16 protein-coding genes are annotated in these 14,085 nt (G+C 68.6%); 5 read left to right on the plus strand and 11 right to left on the minus strand.

The annotated features are described in order from the left end of the window. Nucleotides 1–17: 17 nt before the first annotated feature. Nucleotides 18–413, minus strand: coding sequence for an anti-sigma factor antagonist (locus G6N37_RS03515; protein WP_163684544.1), 396 nt, complete (start codon nt 411–413; stop codon nt 18–20). 199 nt (nt 414–612) lie between these two features. Between G6N37_RS03515 and G6N37_RS03520 the strand changes: the two genes are divergently transcribed. Then, a complete protein-coding gene (locus tag G6N37_RS03520) occupies nt 613–1,233 on the plus strand; it encodes a TetR/AcrR family transcriptional regulator (protein WP_163675958.1) in 621 nt (206 codons plus the stop codon). Nucleotides 1,234–1,243: 10 nt separating this feature from the next. On the opposite strand, the gene G6N37_RS03525 is transcribed toward G6N37_RS03520, so the two are convergent. Both G6N37_RS03525 and G6N37_RS03530 read right to left on the minus strand, forming a co-directional pair. Then, nucleotides 1,244–1,909, minus strand: a complete 666-nt coding sequence (locus G6N37_RS03525) for a DedA family protein (RefSeq protein ID WP_163675962.1) — start codon at nt 1,907–1,909, stop codon at nt 1,244–1,246. Between the two features lie 36 nt (nt 1,910–1,945). After that, the gene (locus G6N37_RS03530) at nt 1,946–2,764 is read right to left on the minus strand and encodes an SGNH/GDSL hydrolase family protein (protein WP_163675965.1); all 819 of its coding nucleotides are present in this window, start codon (nt 2,762–2,764) and stop codon (nt 1,946–1,948) included. Between the two features lie 63 nt (nt 2,765–2,827). Here G6N37_RS03530 and G6N37_RS03535 point away from each other — a divergent pair, with 63 nt between their 5' ends. Both G6N37_RS03535 and G6N37_RS03540 read left to right on the plus strand, forming a co-directional pair. Then, on the plus strand, nt 2,828–4,456 hold the full coding sequence (locus G6N37_RS03535) for an acyl-CoA synthetase (RefSeq protein WP_163675970.1): 1,629 nt from the start codon (nt 2,828–2,830) through the stop codon (nt 4,454–4,456). Between the two features lie 189 nt (nt 4,457–4,645). Continuing rightward, entirely contained in the window at nt 4,646–5,449 is an 804-nt protein-coding gene (locus G6N37_RS03540; RefSeq protein ID WP_163675972.1) for an IclR family transcriptional regulator, read from the plus strand. Here the strand turns inward: G6N37_RS03540 and G6N37_RS03545 are convergent. Then, nucleotides 5,437–6,255 (minus strand): polysaccharide deacetylase family protein, encoded by an 819-nt coding sequence (locus G6N37_RS03545; RefSeq protein WP_163684559.1) that lies wholly within the window; start codon nt 6,253–6,255, stop codon nt 5,437–5,439. The two genes, G6N37_RS03540 and G6N37_RS03545, sit on opposite strands and share 13 nt — an antisense overlap. A 279-nt stretch (nt 6,256–6,534) precedes the next feature. On the opposite strand from G6N37_RS03545, the gene G6N37_RS03550 reads away from it, so the two are divergent. Both G6N37_RS03550 and G6N37_RS03555 read left to right on the plus strand, forming a co-directional pair. Continuing rightward, complete coding sequence (locus G6N37_RS03550) at nt 6,535–6,852, plus strand: YiaA/YiaB family inner membrane protein (protein WP_163675975.1); 318 nt, start codon at nt 6,535–6,537, stop codon at nt 6,850–6,852. A gap of 121 nt (nt 6,853–6,973) precedes the next feature. Continuing rightward, on the plus strand, nt 6,974–8,290 hold the full coding sequence (locus tag G6N37_RS03555) for an acyltransferase family protein (protein ID WP_163675978.1): 1,317 nt from the start codon (nt 6,974–6,976) through the stop codon (nt 8,288–8,290). Nucleotides 8,291–8,338: 48 nt separating this feature from the next. Here G6N37_RS03555 and G6N37_RS03560 read toward each other — a convergent pair whose 3' ends face one another. From G6N37_RS03560 to G6N37_RS03590, 7 genes are all read right to left on the minus strand, one after another. Then, nucleotides 8,339–9,001 carry a response regulator gene (locus G6N37_RS03560; RefSeq protein ID WP_163675980.1) on the minus strand — a complete coding sequence of 221 codons (663 nt, stop codon included), beginning with the start codon at nt 8,999–9,001 and terminating at the stop codon, nt 8,339–8,341. Next, on the minus strand, nt 8,991–10,151 hold the full coding sequence (macS, locus tag G6N37_RS03565; RefSeq protein ID WP_163675985.1) for a MacS family sensor histidine kinase: 1,161 nt from the start codon (nt 10,149–10,151) through the stop codon (nt 8,991–8,993). Before macS ends, G6N37_RS03560 begins: the two co-directional genes overlap by 11 nt. Before the next feature lie 70 nt (nt 10,152–10,221). Further along, complete coding sequence (locus tag G6N37_RS03570; RefSeq protein ID WP_163675988.1) at nt 10,222–10,944, minus strand: class II aldolase/adducin family protein; 723 nt, start codon at nt 10,942–10,944, stop codon at nt 10,222–10,224. Next, complete coding sequence (gene hcaB / locus G6N37_RS03575) at nt 10,941–11,735, minus strand: 3-(cis-5,6-dihydroxycyclohexa-1,3-dien-1-yl)propanoate dehydrogenase (protein ID WP_163675991.1); 795 nt, start codon at nt 11,733–11,735, stop codon at nt 10,941–10,943. Before hcaB ends, G6N37_RS03570 begins: the two co-directional genes overlap by 4 nt. Beyond that, on the minus strand, nt 11,719–11,961 hold the full coding sequence (locus G6N37_RS03580) for a dihydrodiol dehydrogenase (RefSeq protein WP_163675994.1): 243 nt from the start codon (nt 11,959–11,961) through the stop codon (nt 11,719–11,721). Before G6N37_RS03580 ends, hcaB begins: the two co-directional genes overlap by 17 nt. Next, a complete protein-coding gene (locus G6N37_RS03585; protein ID WP_163675997.1) occupies nt 11,958–12,497 on the minus strand; it encodes a 3-phenylpropionate/cinnamic acid dioxygenase subunit beta in 540 nt (179 codons plus the stop codon). Before G6N37_RS03585 ends, G6N37_RS03580 begins: the two co-directional genes overlap by 4 nt. After that, a complete protein-coding gene (locus G6N37_RS03590; RefSeq protein ID WP_163684561.1) occupies nt 12,494–13,786 on the minus strand; it encodes an aromatic ring-hydroxylating dioxygenase subunit alpha in 1,293 nt (430 codons plus the stop codon). Before G6N37_RS03590 ends, G6N37_RS03585 begins: the two co-directional genes overlap by 4 nt. Between the last annotated feature and the right edge of the window lie 299 nt (nt 13,787–14,085).

A 14,085-nucleotide genomic window follows, 5' to 3' on the forward strand; every position in this document is an offset into this window, starting at 1 on the left:
GTGCCTGGGCCGCCCCGTTACCAACGGGCCGGGGAGGCCAGTGCGGAATCGGCGGTCGGGTAGATGGGCAGCAGCGCGGACAGGCCGCACGCGTCGACGATGCGGGCGACGATCGGCTCGCGGCTCACCAGGCGCAGCTCGACGCCGCGATCCTTGCAGCGCTTCGCCTCGTCGGCCAGCACCGCGAAGGCGCAGCAGCCCATGAACTCGAGTCCGGTGACGTCGACCACGAGCGGGCCGGGCGTGATGACGATGCCGGCTACCTCGCTGACCAGCTGGCGCCAGGTGTGCTCGTTGCACGCGTCGATCTCCCCGCCCGCGTAGATCAGCACCGCCGGGCCGCTGCGGTCGGCCGTGGCGCGCAGCGTGCTGTTCGGATCGCCCAGCTCGTAGACCAGCTTGGTGCTGAGCATCAGGTGGGTGGTTGTCATCGGTTCTGCAATGGCCGAACTCAACATCGTGGACTCCTAATCGACCGGCGTCTACGACGCTGCGATGGATGCCCGTCCTGCCGTTTGAAGACAGACTCTTCGCGGAATGCGAATCTCATTTGTATAACAAGACAGGTCAGTCTGTCTACATAACTGACTTAAGAGTATGTTGTGGGTTGCTATGACAACCTCCGATGTCGGAAGGCCCGCCGCGTCGGCGCGTGAACGCATCCTGACCGCGGCATATGACCTGTTCAGTAGGCGTGGCATCCGCGCGGTCGGCACCGAAGAGGTGATCGACCGGGCCGGGGTTGCCAGGGCCACCCTGTACCGGCATTTCGCCACCAAGAACGACCTGGTGTTGGCCGTGCTGCAGCGGCGCGAAGAACTGTGGACGCACGGCCTGATCGAGGAGCAGTCGCGGCAGCGCGGCGAGACGCCCGAGGAGCAGTTGCTCGCGATCTTCGACGTCATGCACGACTGGATCCAGCTGCGCGACGGCTACGAAGGCTGCTCGTTCATCAACGTGCTCCTCGAGCTCGGGCACGATTCCCCCGCGGGCCGGGCCTGTATCACCCACATCGACCACGTCCGCGACATCGTGCGCCACCGGGCCGTCGCGGCGGGGCTCACCGACGTCGAGGACTTCGCCTCGTCCTGGCACATCCTGATGAAGGGCGCCATCGTGCTGGCGGCCGTGGGCGACTTGGACGCGGCGTTGCGTGCCCGCAGGATGGCCGTCACCCTCATCGAAGAGCACCGGCCGGTCGCACCCGAGGACATCGGCGAGGCGGCCAGTTAGGGCGCGCGTTTCACGCGGCGTCGGCGGCGGTGCTGCCCGCCTTGCGGTAATGCTCGGCCTCCAGCTCGGCGATGGCCCGCGAGGTGCGCTCACGCAGGGCAAAGGCGGCGATCAGACCGCAGACGACGGCGATGACGAGCGCGATCCAGGAGAACCGCTCCATCCAGCGCTCCGCGGCCATCCCGGCGAAGTACACCAGTGCGGTGGTGCCGCCGGCCCAGCAGATGGCCCCCGAGACGTTGGCCGCCAAAAAGCGCGGGTAATGCATCTTCAACGCTCCGGCCAGCGGCCCGGCGAATATCCGCAGCAGCGCGATGAAGCGGCCGAAGAACACGGCGCGAACGCCCCAGCGGTTGAACAACTTCTCGGCCAACGCGACGTGTCCGGGACCGAAATGTTTGGGGAATCGCCGGCCGAGCCGGTCGAAGAGCGGCATGCCGAACCGGCGCCCGATCGCGTAGCCGATCGAGTCGCCGATCACGGCGCCGATCACCGCCGCGACGCCGACACCGACGGGGTTGACCGGTAAGTCGTCGTGCGACGACATCAGGGCGGCGCTGACCAGGATGATTTCGCCCGGAAGGGGAATGCCCAGGCTCTCCAGCCCCACCACACCGCCGACCACCAGGTAGACCGCGAGCGGCGGGATCGCGTGCAGCAAAGCTTCCACATCCATGCGTCCAGGATGCCTGACCGTCCGGGGATGCGTGCCCTAAACCCTGCGGTTCGCGTCGGCCGGTCTGCTCGGCGCGCTGAGGCGTTCCAGCTGCGGCCGTTTGGGTTCCCGCCCATCGGCCGACGACATGCCGCGCAGCCGTCGCCAGATCCACGGGAAGAAACTGTCCTGCGTCCAGCGCAGCTGTTCGTAAGCGCCGCCGCTGAGTGACCGCCGCCTGGCTTCGGGGCTGGCGTGGGCCCAATCATGGTTGCTGCCAGGCAGATTCAGGGCCTCGGCGGCCGCGGCGGCGAACAGCATGTGCCCTTTGGCCGACGCGTGCACACGGTCGATGGCCCAGGTGTCCAACTCGCGCATCGACGGCGCGTTGTACAGGTCGACCAGCCTGAAGCCGTGGTGATCGGCGGCCGCTCGGATCGCATCGTTGATGCGGGCAAGGCGCCCGGACACGAGGCGGCCGAGCGGGAGGAACTGCGCGACGTTGGGGAACGTCGTCGTCACCACCGTCGCCCCCGATCCGGCCAGCGCGGCGTGGACCTCGTCGAGGTCGACCAGGGCGCGGCCGAAGGAGCGACCCGGCTGGATCACGTCGTTCATCCCGACGCACACGGTGATCAGGTCTGGCCGCATGGCCAGCGCCTGCGGGACCTGCTCGCGCAGCACGTCGGCCACCAGCTTGCCGCGGATCGCCAGGTTGGCGTAGTGCAAACCGGGATGGAGCGAGTCGAGCAGCGCCGCGAGCCGGTCGGCGAAGCCCAGGAGGCCGACGACGTCGTCACCGTCCCACAGGCCCTCGGTCTGGCTGTCCCCGATGGCGACGTATCGGCTGTATCCGGTCCCAATAGCCCCGTACACGAAGCCGAGACTAATAGGTGCGGGCTGTAGCGTGGCGCTGGCTCGACGGGAGGAGCGGCGGCAATGCGATTCAACCTCGCCCAGGTGTTCGGTGCGGTCGCGGAGGCCAACCCCGACCGGGACTGCATCGTGTTCGGCGATCGCCGCCTGACCTTCGCGCAGACCGACGAACGCGCCCGCCGATTCGCCCGTGCCCTGCACGAATGGGGGCTGGGCGTGCGGCGCGAGCGGGCGGAGTTGGCGCCGTACGAATCTGGCCAAAGCCATCTCGGCGTATATCTGGCCAACTGCAACGAGTATCTCGAGGCCATGCTCGGCGCGTACAAGGCGCGCGTCGCGCCCTTCAACGTCAACTACCGCTACGTCGCCGACGAGCTGACGTACCTGCTGGGCAACGCCCGCGCCGAGGCCGTCATGTACCACGCGCGCTTCGCGCCGACGCTGGGCGAGGCGCTGCGGACCATGGGAGCCGACGTGCGCTTGATCCACGTCGACGACGGGTCCGGGCACGACCCGCTGCCGGGGGCGGTGCGCTACGAGGAACTTCTCGCGTCGGTGTCCGACGAGCCACTCGATCTCACGCCCTCGCCCGACGACCTCTATCTGCTCTACACCGGCGGCACCACCGGGATGCCCAAGGCCGTGCTGTGGCGGCAGCACGACATTTATCTGAATGCCATGGGCGGCCGCAATTTCGGCACCGGTGAGGAAGTGACCAGCCTGGAGGAGATCGTGGAGCGATCGCGGCCCGAGAGCCCGGGTTCGATGACGGTGGCCCCGCTGATGCACGGGGCGGCGCAGTGGGCCGCGTTCATCAACCTGTGCGCGGGGCGCCCCTTCGTGATGCCGGGGACGACCACGCACTTCGATCCGGCCGAGGCCTGGGCGCTGGCCAGCCGGGAGCGGGTGGTCTCGATGTCGATGGTCGGCGACGCGTTCGGGCGGCCGCTGCTGGAGGAGCTCGAGACCGGGAATTACGACCTGTCCGGGCTGCTGATCCTGATCACCGGCGGGGCGGCGCTGAGCGCCCCGCTCAAAAAGCGCTTCCTCGAACTGCTGCCCCAGCTGACGATCCTCGACGCGGGGGGCGCGTCGGAATCGGGCTCGCAGATGGGTCAGGTCTCTTCCCGCGGGCAGGACGCCTCGGGCCGGTTCGCCCCCAACCCGGGCGCGGTCGTGGTCAGCGAGGACTTGACCCGGATCCTGTCGCCCGGCGACGACGAAATCGGTTGGCTGGCACAGCAACGCCTGATACCGCTGGGATATCTGGGTGATCCCGAGAAGACCGCGCGCACGTTCCCGGTGATCGAGGGGGTGAGGCACTCGGTGCCCGGGGATCGGGCACGCTGGCACGCCGATGGCCAAATCGAACTGCTGGGCCGCGATTCGGTCACCATCAACTCCGGCGGGGAGAAGATTTTCGCCGAGGAGGTCGAGGCCGCGATACTCCGGCATCCCGCCGTCTACGACGTCGTCGTGACGAGCCGGCCGAGTGTCCGTTGGGGCAACGAGGTGGTCGCCATCGTGCAGTTGGCGGACGGCGAGGCCGCGGACCCCGACGCCATCGTCGCCGAGGCCGCCCGCCACATCGCGCGCTACAAGCTGCCCAAGGCCATCGTCTTCCGCGACCGGCTGCAGCGCTCGCCGTCCGGCAAGGCCGACTACCGGTGGGCGAAAGACCAAGTGGTGTAGCCCGAAGCGCCGAGATTGCCGGGGTGGTCGCCCCGAGCCGCGGATGCGCAGCCGTGGGGGCAATCTCGGCGAGCGGGTGAGCGTCCCGTGGTGTCTTGCCCCAACGGTCGCTCCAGCCGGACGGCGGGCACGTGAGGCGCCACCCTCGGGCGCGGTGACTGATGTGGCTTCTGCGACTACCGTGATCACATGCCAACGAAGCGTGAGCGGGCCACGGCGGAGGACGCCGCCGATTCGCTTGCGCCGCAGTATCCGATCGAGTCGGTCGACAACGCCCTCAAGCTGCTGCTGCTGTTGGGCGAACAACCCCAGATCCGGTTGAGCGAGGCCACCCGCTACCTGGGCGTGGCGTCGTCCACCGCGCATCGGTTGCTGGCGATGCTGGCCTACCGCGGCTTCGTGCGGCAAGACCCGGTGTCGAAGGCCTACCTGCCCGGCCCGTCGCTGACCGGTGTGGCGTCGGCGATCTTCAGCCGCATCGACATCCAGCGAACGGCCACGCCGATCATGCGCAGCCTCGCCGAACGGCTGCGCGAGACCGTACACGTGGGGATGCTCGACGGCGCCGGTGTCCGCTTCGTCGCCGCCGTGGAAGGCCCCGCCGCGGTTCGGGTGGCGTCCCGGCTGGGCCGCGCCATGCCGGCGCATTGCACCTCGACGGGCAAGGTGATGCTGGCGCAGCTGCCCGAGCCGGAGCTGCGTCAGCTGCTGCCGGACGAGCGGCTGGAACGCATCACGTCGTCCTCGATCGGCAGCCGGACGGAGTTGGCGGCCGAACTCGCCGCCATCCGCGAGCGCGGGTACGCGATCAACCGCGAAGAGAGCGAGGAGGGCGTCGCCTCGGTTGCGGTGCCCATACCGACGCGGGCGCCGGGCCTGCGGCTCGCGCTGAACGCCGCCGCTCCGTTGAACCGGCTGGACGCCTCCCGCTACGCCGCAGTGGCGGCGGCACTTGTCAAGGCGGCCAAGGAGATTGGTGATCAGCTGGGCTGAGGCGCCTTGCCGTTGCCCTGTCCGGCCCCCGGCCGCAGGAAAACGTCGTCGAGCGTCACGGTGCGCAGCCGGCGCGACCGAATGATGTCGACGAGCCGGGGGTAGACGTGCGTCACCGGTGGGTGGTTGAGGTGGCCGATCACGATGTTCTGCGGGATGAACGACTGGTACGCCATCCTGACGATCTGGTCCTCGGAAACCAGGGCGGAATCCCGCAAGTCGCCGGACCACAACGTGGTCACCCGGTAGCCCAGATCGGCGGCCACTGCCGCGACCGCGGCGTTGTGATGGCCATACGGTGGCCGCAGGTAGGGAGCGGCATCCACGCCATACGTATTCCGCAGAAACGCGTGCGTGCGCGAGATCTCCTCGGCCACTTGGCTCTTCGATAGCCTGGTCAAGTCGGGATGCGTCCAGGTGTGGTTGCCCAGCTGTATCTGGCCGGCTTCGACCAGCGGTCGGAGCAAGGCGGCATTGTCGGTCCACGAGTGATAGCCCCCGGTGACGAAATAGGTGAGCCGCACCCCGGTGTCCTTGGCGAACTGGGTGTAGAGCCGCACCACATCGGTGTTGGCGCCGTCGTCGACCGTCCACGCCAGGAGATCGCCACCACCCGGAAGTTTGTTCAGCACACCGCCGTCGGGCAGTGCGACCCGCGATCGCGGGTCCGGGGGTGACAACGGCAGGACGGGAGCGCGCGGGAACGGGGCGGATCCACCACCGTCGCCGCGCGCCGCCGCGTCGGGCCCGCCGGTGGCGGCGGCCATCGTCGCGGCCAGCGCGACCAGGAAACGGCGCCGGTCCAGGTCGGCCACGTGGGTACTCCTCGGTGGTCGGCGCCAATCGGGGCGCCGCAAAACTGGTTCGGGTCTGCTGGCTGGACAGACTAGGTGCGCAGCTATCCCGATCCCGGCAGGTCCGGCGAGTGTTCGCCCGCCGATACGAACTTGTGACGCAACCTCAGCCGGCCGGCAACCGCCCCACGCCGTGCGGCCAGGCGGCCCGGTTGGCCGCGGCGTGCGTGCCCGCGTGATTGAGTAGTCCTACGGATCCCCGGAGCGGCGCGCTGCCGCAGGCTGTTTGGCATGACCGTCCCCAATGGCATGTCCAAGACCACCGCCGCATTTTTCGTTCAAGCCGCCGTCGCGTTCGCGATCAGCTTCATGACCGCGCTGGGCGGGATCTACTTCCTTCCGCTGGACGGGTGGCAGCGATCCTTCCTCGGCATCAGTTTCCTGTTCTTGGTGTCGAGCGCGTTCACCCTGGCCAAGGTGATTCGCGACCAGCAGGAAGCGACCACCGTGCGGGTGCGGCTTGACGAAGCACGCATCGAGAAACTGCTGGCCGACTATGACCCGCTCAATGCCGCCACCGCGAAACTGAGTAGTACCACTCAGGCGTGACGCGTAGATCTGCGCGGGTGCAGGCCCCGCGCGATTGGCGATGCTTGCCTTGGCAGCCAGCCGCGCTTCGGGCATCGCCGCCAATCCCGTTCTTCACCAATAGATCCCGAGAGGACATTCCATGGCAGCTGTTACGAGATTCCCCGACGTCGCCGAGGTGGCGGCGGCCACTCCGGCCGACCGTGATCGCGTCCTGGACGTCATCCGCATCACGTCGCTGATCGGTGTGGTGCTCGGCCACACCGTGATGGCCATCAGCATCATCCGCGACCACGTCTTGATCTGGGATAACCTGCTGACCACCTCGGTGGTGTTTCAGGCAGCGACCTGGCTGCTGCAGATCATGCCGCTGTTCTTCTTCGCCGGCGCCGCGGCCTGCCTGTCGTCGTGGTCTGCCGGCACCAACTGGGGTGACTGGCTGATGAAGCGCTGCACCAGACTGTTCCGGCCGGTGTTCTACTACCTGGCGTTTTGGGCGGTGGCGCTGACGGTGCTGTATCGGGCTGTGCCGCAACACATCTACGAGCCAGTGGCCGGTGTCAGCACGCAGCTGCTGTGGTTCTTGGGCGCCTACGTGCTGGTGCTGGCCGCCATGCCGGTGCTGTCCCGCATCACCACCGCGGGGCGTCTCGCCGCGGCTGTGGCCGGCGTCTACGGGGCTATCGCGGCGATCGACGCCATCCGGCTGCACTGGCCGGCGATGATGCCCCTGGGCTACCTCAACCTGGGCGTCTGGCTCATCCCCGCCATGTTCGGCGTCGCCTACCGCCGCAGGCTGCTCACCGGGCGGGCCGCGCTGGTCACCGCGGCGGCCTTCTTCGCCGTCGACGTCGCGCTGGTGCACTGGGGTCCGTACCAGATCAGCATGGTCGGCACCGGGGATCACCAGCTGTCCAACACCAGCCCACCCTCATTGCTGTTGGCCGGGCACGCAATCATCTTGAGCGCGTTGGCGATCGCCGCCGCACCGGCGATCGCACGCTGGGCCCGGCGGCCACGGGTGTGGTGGTGGACGGCTATCGGTAACTCCGGAGCCATGACCCTGTACCTGTGGCACATGCCCGTGCTGCTGGGTGTGCATCTGCTCTTCGACTGCCTCGGCGCCCCGCGTTACCCCGGCGCGCGGGATTTCCTCGCCGTCAGCCTCGTGCAGCTGCTCGTCGTGGTCGTCGCCGTGGCGGTGCTTTTCGTCGCACTGCGCCCGCTGGAGAACAACCCGTTGTCCGGCTGGGACGGCGCCCCGACAGTGACGGGGCGCGGGCGGGGAGCGGCCATCGGTGCCCTGCTGTGCGTCGCGGGCGTGGCGATTCTCGCCGCCATCAGGTGGGGACTCAAAGACGACGGCCTGGCGTGCATGGCCGTGATGGTGACCGCATTGGTCGGCGCCCGCGTGGTGGCGGCGTCACCGGCGAAGCGCCTCACGGCGGCGCGCAGTTAGGGCGGGGATTCCATGGCCCGCGGCGCAGTCAGGCGGCTGCTCTGCGGGTCATGGTTCGTCATCGAGGCCGTGCTCGATGGCATACCGCGCCAACTCCACCCGGTTGGCGACCTGGAGTTTGCGAAAGGTTGCCTGCACGTGATTTTCGACGGTGCGGTGGCTCAGCGACAGCTTCTGGGCGATCTGCTTGGCGGACAAGCCTTTTGCCACATGGCGCAGCACCTCTGTTTCGCGTTCGGTGAGGCGGGGCCGAGCGGGACCGTCGTCCTTGCTCTGCGCCATGCGCCGGTATTCACCCAACACCAGCCCGGCCAGACTCGGGGTGAACACGGCGCGGCCGTCGGCGGTCGCCGTCACGGCTTGCGCCAGTTCCGATCTGGATGCGCTCTTGACCAGGTACCCGATCGCGCCGGCCTTGACGGCTTCCAACACGTCGTCTCGCTCGTCGGAGGCCGAGAGCACCAGCACCCGGGACGAGGGGGAGACCGCGAGCACCCCCGCGGTCGCCTGTGCGCCGTCGCCGTCGGGCAGCTGCATATCCATCACCACCACGTCGGGCTTGACCACGGCCGCCCGCCGGCGCGCGGCGGCAACGCTGTCGGCGGTGGCGACCACGGTGAACCCGTCGTCGGCCAGGTCGCGCGCGACCGCGTCACGCCAGATGGGATGGTCGTCGACGACCATCACCGTCGTGGCGGTCTCATCCGCCATGGCGAGCCTTTCCGCGTGGCACGCACAACTCCCACTCGGCGCCTTCTCCGGGTTCGCTGCGCAGGTGGGCGCTGCCGCCCAGCGACGCCAGCCGCCCCACGATCGATTGAGAGATGCCCAGGCGCCCCTGGCTCGCCGCTTCCTGGAGCCGGCCGGCGGCGATTCCCACACCGTCGTCGCGGATGCTGACCACAACGGAATCGCCGAGGTCTTCGACCAGCACGAACGCGCGTGCATCGGGGCCGGCGTGGGCGTCCACGTTGTCGAGGGCGTTGCCCACCGCCGCGTCGAGCTCGGCGCCCACCCGGCGGCCCAAGGGCACAGGTGTTGCGGGCAGGCTCAGCGACACTCGGTCGGATTCCCGGCAGCGCAACAGTGTGCGCAGGTCGATGGTCGCGCCGTCGGTGTCGTGGTCGGCGTCGGTGCTGGCCAGCCAGCGCCGCAGCGCGCGTTCCTGCTCGCTGGCCAGGTCAGCCAGTTCGGCTGTGGCGCCGCCGATTTCGTGGCCCTTCTTGGCCACCAGCGCCAGCACCTGGATGGCTCCGTCATGGACCTGGCGGGACAGGCGTTCCCGTTCTTGCGCCGCGGCCGTCAATCGCGCCGCTTGCTGGAGCTCGTCGTGGGCGCGCCGCGCGGTTTGGGCGGCCATCCCGATCGCCATGCCGATCGCCAGCTCGATGATGACGGTGGCGTTATGCCCCAGGTTGAGGGCGAGATAGTTCTTGACCGCGAAATTGGTGGCCATCACCACCAGGCCCGTGGACATGCCGCCGGCCGGGCCGAACTGGATCGCCGCCGAGATCGTGGGGTTGCTGGCCCACAGCGTTGTCGGCCAGGTCTGATTTTCGGCCGCCCATTGTGGGGTGGTGACGATGGTGTTCGACGACATGAGCAGCACGACGATCACGATCTCGGCCAGCACCCATGCTGGTTTGCGACCGAACCCGCGCAGGTAAGCCACCGCGCACGCCGCGCTCCAGCCGATGAGCACCGCGAACAGCACCCAGCCCAGCGCGGGCCGCCGCAGGTCCGGGTTGATGGCTATTTGGAACCCGGTGGCGTAGACGCAGCTCAGCAGCCGGAACACCTGCGCTGCACGCCATAACGGCGTGGTGGGATCAAGGCTGTTTTTCGCCATCGTGGTCAGCATAAATGTGGTGCCTCATGGCGGTCGGGAAGATCGGCGGGGCAAGCATCGACGAAGTGCGTGCGACGCGCGCTCAGTCGGCCGGCAGCCGCGCCACTTCGTGGCGCCAGGCGGCCTCGGCGGTGAACGACGGCCCCAGGTCGGGCAGGTCGTCCCAGTCGGTGTCGTCGATGTCCCGTAGGGTGCCGCCGGCGCCTTTCACCCGCAACGACATTCGGGCCAGGGCGTCGAGGCTGATCGCCTGCAGCACCGCCTGCTGCACGGTGGCGCCCGCGCTGGTGATCCCGTGCCCGCGGCAGATCACCACCGGCCGTCCGCGCATGGCCGCCACCATCTCCTTACCCAGCGCCGGGGTGCGAATGAGCACGGCCCGCTCGTAGACGGGCACGCCCCCCCGGGCGAGCCATGCGCCGGGAATGTCGTAGGCGCCGTAGATGGGCCGGATCGCGATGCCGGCCAGGTCGGCGGCGACGACGGCGGGCGGGTGCAGGTGCGCGACGGCCCGATGCCGCGGATTGGCCAGCAGGGTCTCGACGTGGATGGGCAGTTCGTTCGGCACGCGGTACCCGTCGAGTTCGCCGCCGGCGCCCGCGCGGCCGTCGAGGGTGAGGAGCCGGATGTCGCCGGGGCGGGTGAAGGCGACCCCGGTGTCGGTGTCGCTGCGGCAGCGGACGAGCAGGTGCTCGTCGTCGACCCGCAGACTCAGGTGACCGAGGATGCCGTCGACCAGGCCGCGGGCCGCGGCCACCCGGCAGCCTTGCGCCACCAGCGCGCGTTGCTCGTCGAGCGATGTCATCGCGGAGCGCCCAGCCCGAATCCCCCGTCGGGACGGACGGTTTCGCCGGTGATGCCGCGGGCCCGGTCGGAGGCCAGGAACACGAAACTCCAGGCGTGGTCTTCCGCGGTGAGCGCGACGTTCAGCGGCGTGCGCGCGGCCACCTCCTGCGCCCGGCCGGGGGTGTCGTCCAGGCGGACGCCCCCGAGCCCCAGGCTGGCAAGCCCGCGCAGGTCGGTGCCCAACGTGCCGCCCGGCGCCACCCCGTTGACCCGGATCTGCGGCGCCAGCTCGTGGGCCAGGGCGGCCACCAGGCCGCGGACGGCGAATTTCGACGACACGTACAGCGCGCCGCCACGTCCGGGATAGAACGACGACGCGGACTCGGTCAGGATGATCGAGGGTGCCGTCCCGGCGCGCAGCCCGGGCAGCGCCGCCTTGACGGACTGCAGGTGACTCAGCACGTTGGTGCGAAACATCTCGTCGAAAGCGCCGGGAAGGTCACTGGCGTCGATGTCGCCGATGCCCCGGTAGAAGTCGAAGATTCCGACGCAGTTGACCAGCGTGTCCAGCCCGCCGTGGGCATCGATCGCGGCGCCGACCGCTCGTTCATTGGCTTCGCGGGTGGTCGCGTCGCCCGCCACGACGGGAACATCGGGCAACTGCCGGCGCAGGGTCTCGCACTTCTCCTGATCCCGTTCCAGCGCAGCGACTTTCGCGCCTTCGGCGCGAAACACGTCCACCACGGCCCGGCCGATTCCCGAGCCGGCGCCGACGACCAGCGCGCGCTTGCCCTCAAGCCAGCCGGTCATCGCCCTCCTCGGTTTCATCGGGGAGCAGCGGCGCGTGCGAATTGCCGACCATGGTCGCCAGCGTGCGGGCGTTCTGCCACGTCAGTGCCTCCAACTCCAGCGCGTCCAGGCTGATCGACCGCCCGGTTTTGGGTGCGCTGATCAGCAGTCGCGACCCGTTGCGCGTGTCCACCCGCCGCACCTGGACTTCGGCGAATTCGTTTGCCACCACGATTGGTTCGTTCACAGGAACACCGCCAGATTTTGCATCCGCAAGACGGACTCGTCGACAAAGATCCTGCGGCGAGCCAGCTTCCATCGATCGTCACACCAGCGCAGCAGGTCCTCGCGGCCGCAGGACACCAGCGCGCTCTCGTTGACGTCGCCGCGGCTGCGGAAGAGCAGCTCGGCCGATTCAACCAACAGGTGCGCGTCGTCGTCGCAGGCGAAAGTGCGCACGTTGGTGATGAAGTGGCGCAGCCGCGACGGCGGGTCCTCGGTCCATGCGTGCTCGGTGGCGAAGCGAGCGACCCGCTGGCTCAACGAGTACTTGTCCTCGTCGAAGTGGGCCATTCCCGGGCCCCTCGCGGGCGACGCGTCGAACCCGGCCCCCCGGGCGGTGGTGACCCGGACCGGCATGACGTAGCGGATGTCCTCGGTCAGCGTGTCCAGCCACGCTTCGTAGTGCTGGGCGTCCAGCAGGTACGCCTCGTCGACCAGGAACCGGTGCGCTTGCAGATGGCGATCGTCGTTGAACGGCAGTGATCCCGGGCCTTTTCTCATGAGAGGTAGTCCGCCCACAGGTTCAGCAGCGCGCGCTGGTTGTGCTCGTTGTAACCGACCTGCGCGCGGCCCGGCCCGTGGAACGCCTCGGCGGTCAGCGGCTCGACGACCGGGCTGCCGTCGGAGCGCAGGCCCATCCGGCTGTTCAGCAGCAGCCGCCGGGCCATGGAACCGCCGGCGGTGGTGGTCAGCGACACCCAGTTCTCCACGTCGTCTTGCTCGAACATGCCGGTCGAACCGAAGCACATCAGATACGCCTTGTACGAATCCTGTTTGTACTGCGGAGGGGCCTCGGAGTCCACCGCGAACCACGAGCACACCTCGGTTTCGTTCTCGCTGATCGGCTGCCACAGCCGGATCGAGATGAACGGCAGGGTTGCCGTTTCCCGATCGTCCCGATCGGACTGGACCTTGGGCCAGTTGTGCACGAAGCTCAGGTTCGGAAAGCAGGTGGCGGCCGAAATCATGAAACCGTCCTCGCCGACCATGCGCTGCTGTCGGGGCGTCCACACGTCTTTGATCCGGCCGATCATCTCGTCGGGGTAGCCGACGTAGCGCATCCGCTCGTCGAAACCGCCCGGCGGAAGTTTGTAGGTGGTACCGCCACCCCGGTGCGCCCAATAGGTGGCGCCGTCCTTGCGCTTCTGCGCTTTCGGCTCGCGAAACAGGCCGATGTCCACGATCGACGCATGGGTGTGCGGCGTGTGGTACATGTCGCCGGCGAAGTTTTCGGCGCCGATCTTCCAGTTGGCCTTGATGCGCCAGCGCTGCGGCCCCCGCACTTCCACGCCGCCGGTGCTCTGCTTGGTGTAGAAGTCCAGATAGAACTTGAAGTCGCCGAGGAAGTCTTCCAGCGGTTCGGCACCGGCGTCCATGCTGATGAACAGCAGACCGTTGTAGCTCGCGAACTTCGGTGCGGGCAGCAGGCTTTGGGCGTCCTTGGCGAACCCGTCGTCGCCGCCGTAGGCCTCCCGGTGGAAGGGCAGACCGGTGAGCCGGCCGTCGTTGCGGTAGGTCCAGCCGTGGTACGGGCAGCGGAAGTTGGAGGCGTTTCCCATCTCCGCGCGACACACCTGCATGCCGCGGTGCAGGCACATATTGAACATCGCGCGGATCTCGCCGCCCGCGTTGCTGATGATGAAGGAGTCGTCGAGAACGCGGCGCACCACGTAGTCACCGTCCTGGGGAATCTCGGACCGGTGACCCACGAACGTCCACGCCCGGCCGAACAGCCGCTCCTTCTCCAGCGCGAACAGCTCCCGGTCGTTGTAGATGTGGGCGGGGATCATGCCCTCGCGGACGTTGGCGACGGTCCGGTCCAGCCGGCCGTCGCAGGCCTCGCGATGGACTGTCACGGTGCCCCCTCCCGCGGTCGACTGTCTGTTGTGCAGAGATACCTTCCGCTTAGAAGAATCCCGCATCCACCCTCCATCGGTCAATCGGCCGTTCGCGCCCGACGCACCGGGCCCGGGGCCGCGGCCAGATTTTCACCAGAAGGCTTTGTGGAAACTCACAGGTTGCTGGCAGCCACGCGGCGAGGAGGCCGGGCTACGGTGGTCACGTCAGCTCCGCTGCGCATGTGAGGGCG

Origin of the sequence: Mycobacterium seoulense, from assembly GCF_010731595.1 — a bacterium.
Lineage (GTDB): Bacteria > Actinomycetota > Actinomycetes > Mycobacteriales > Mycobacteriaceae > Mycobacterium > Mycobacterium seoulense.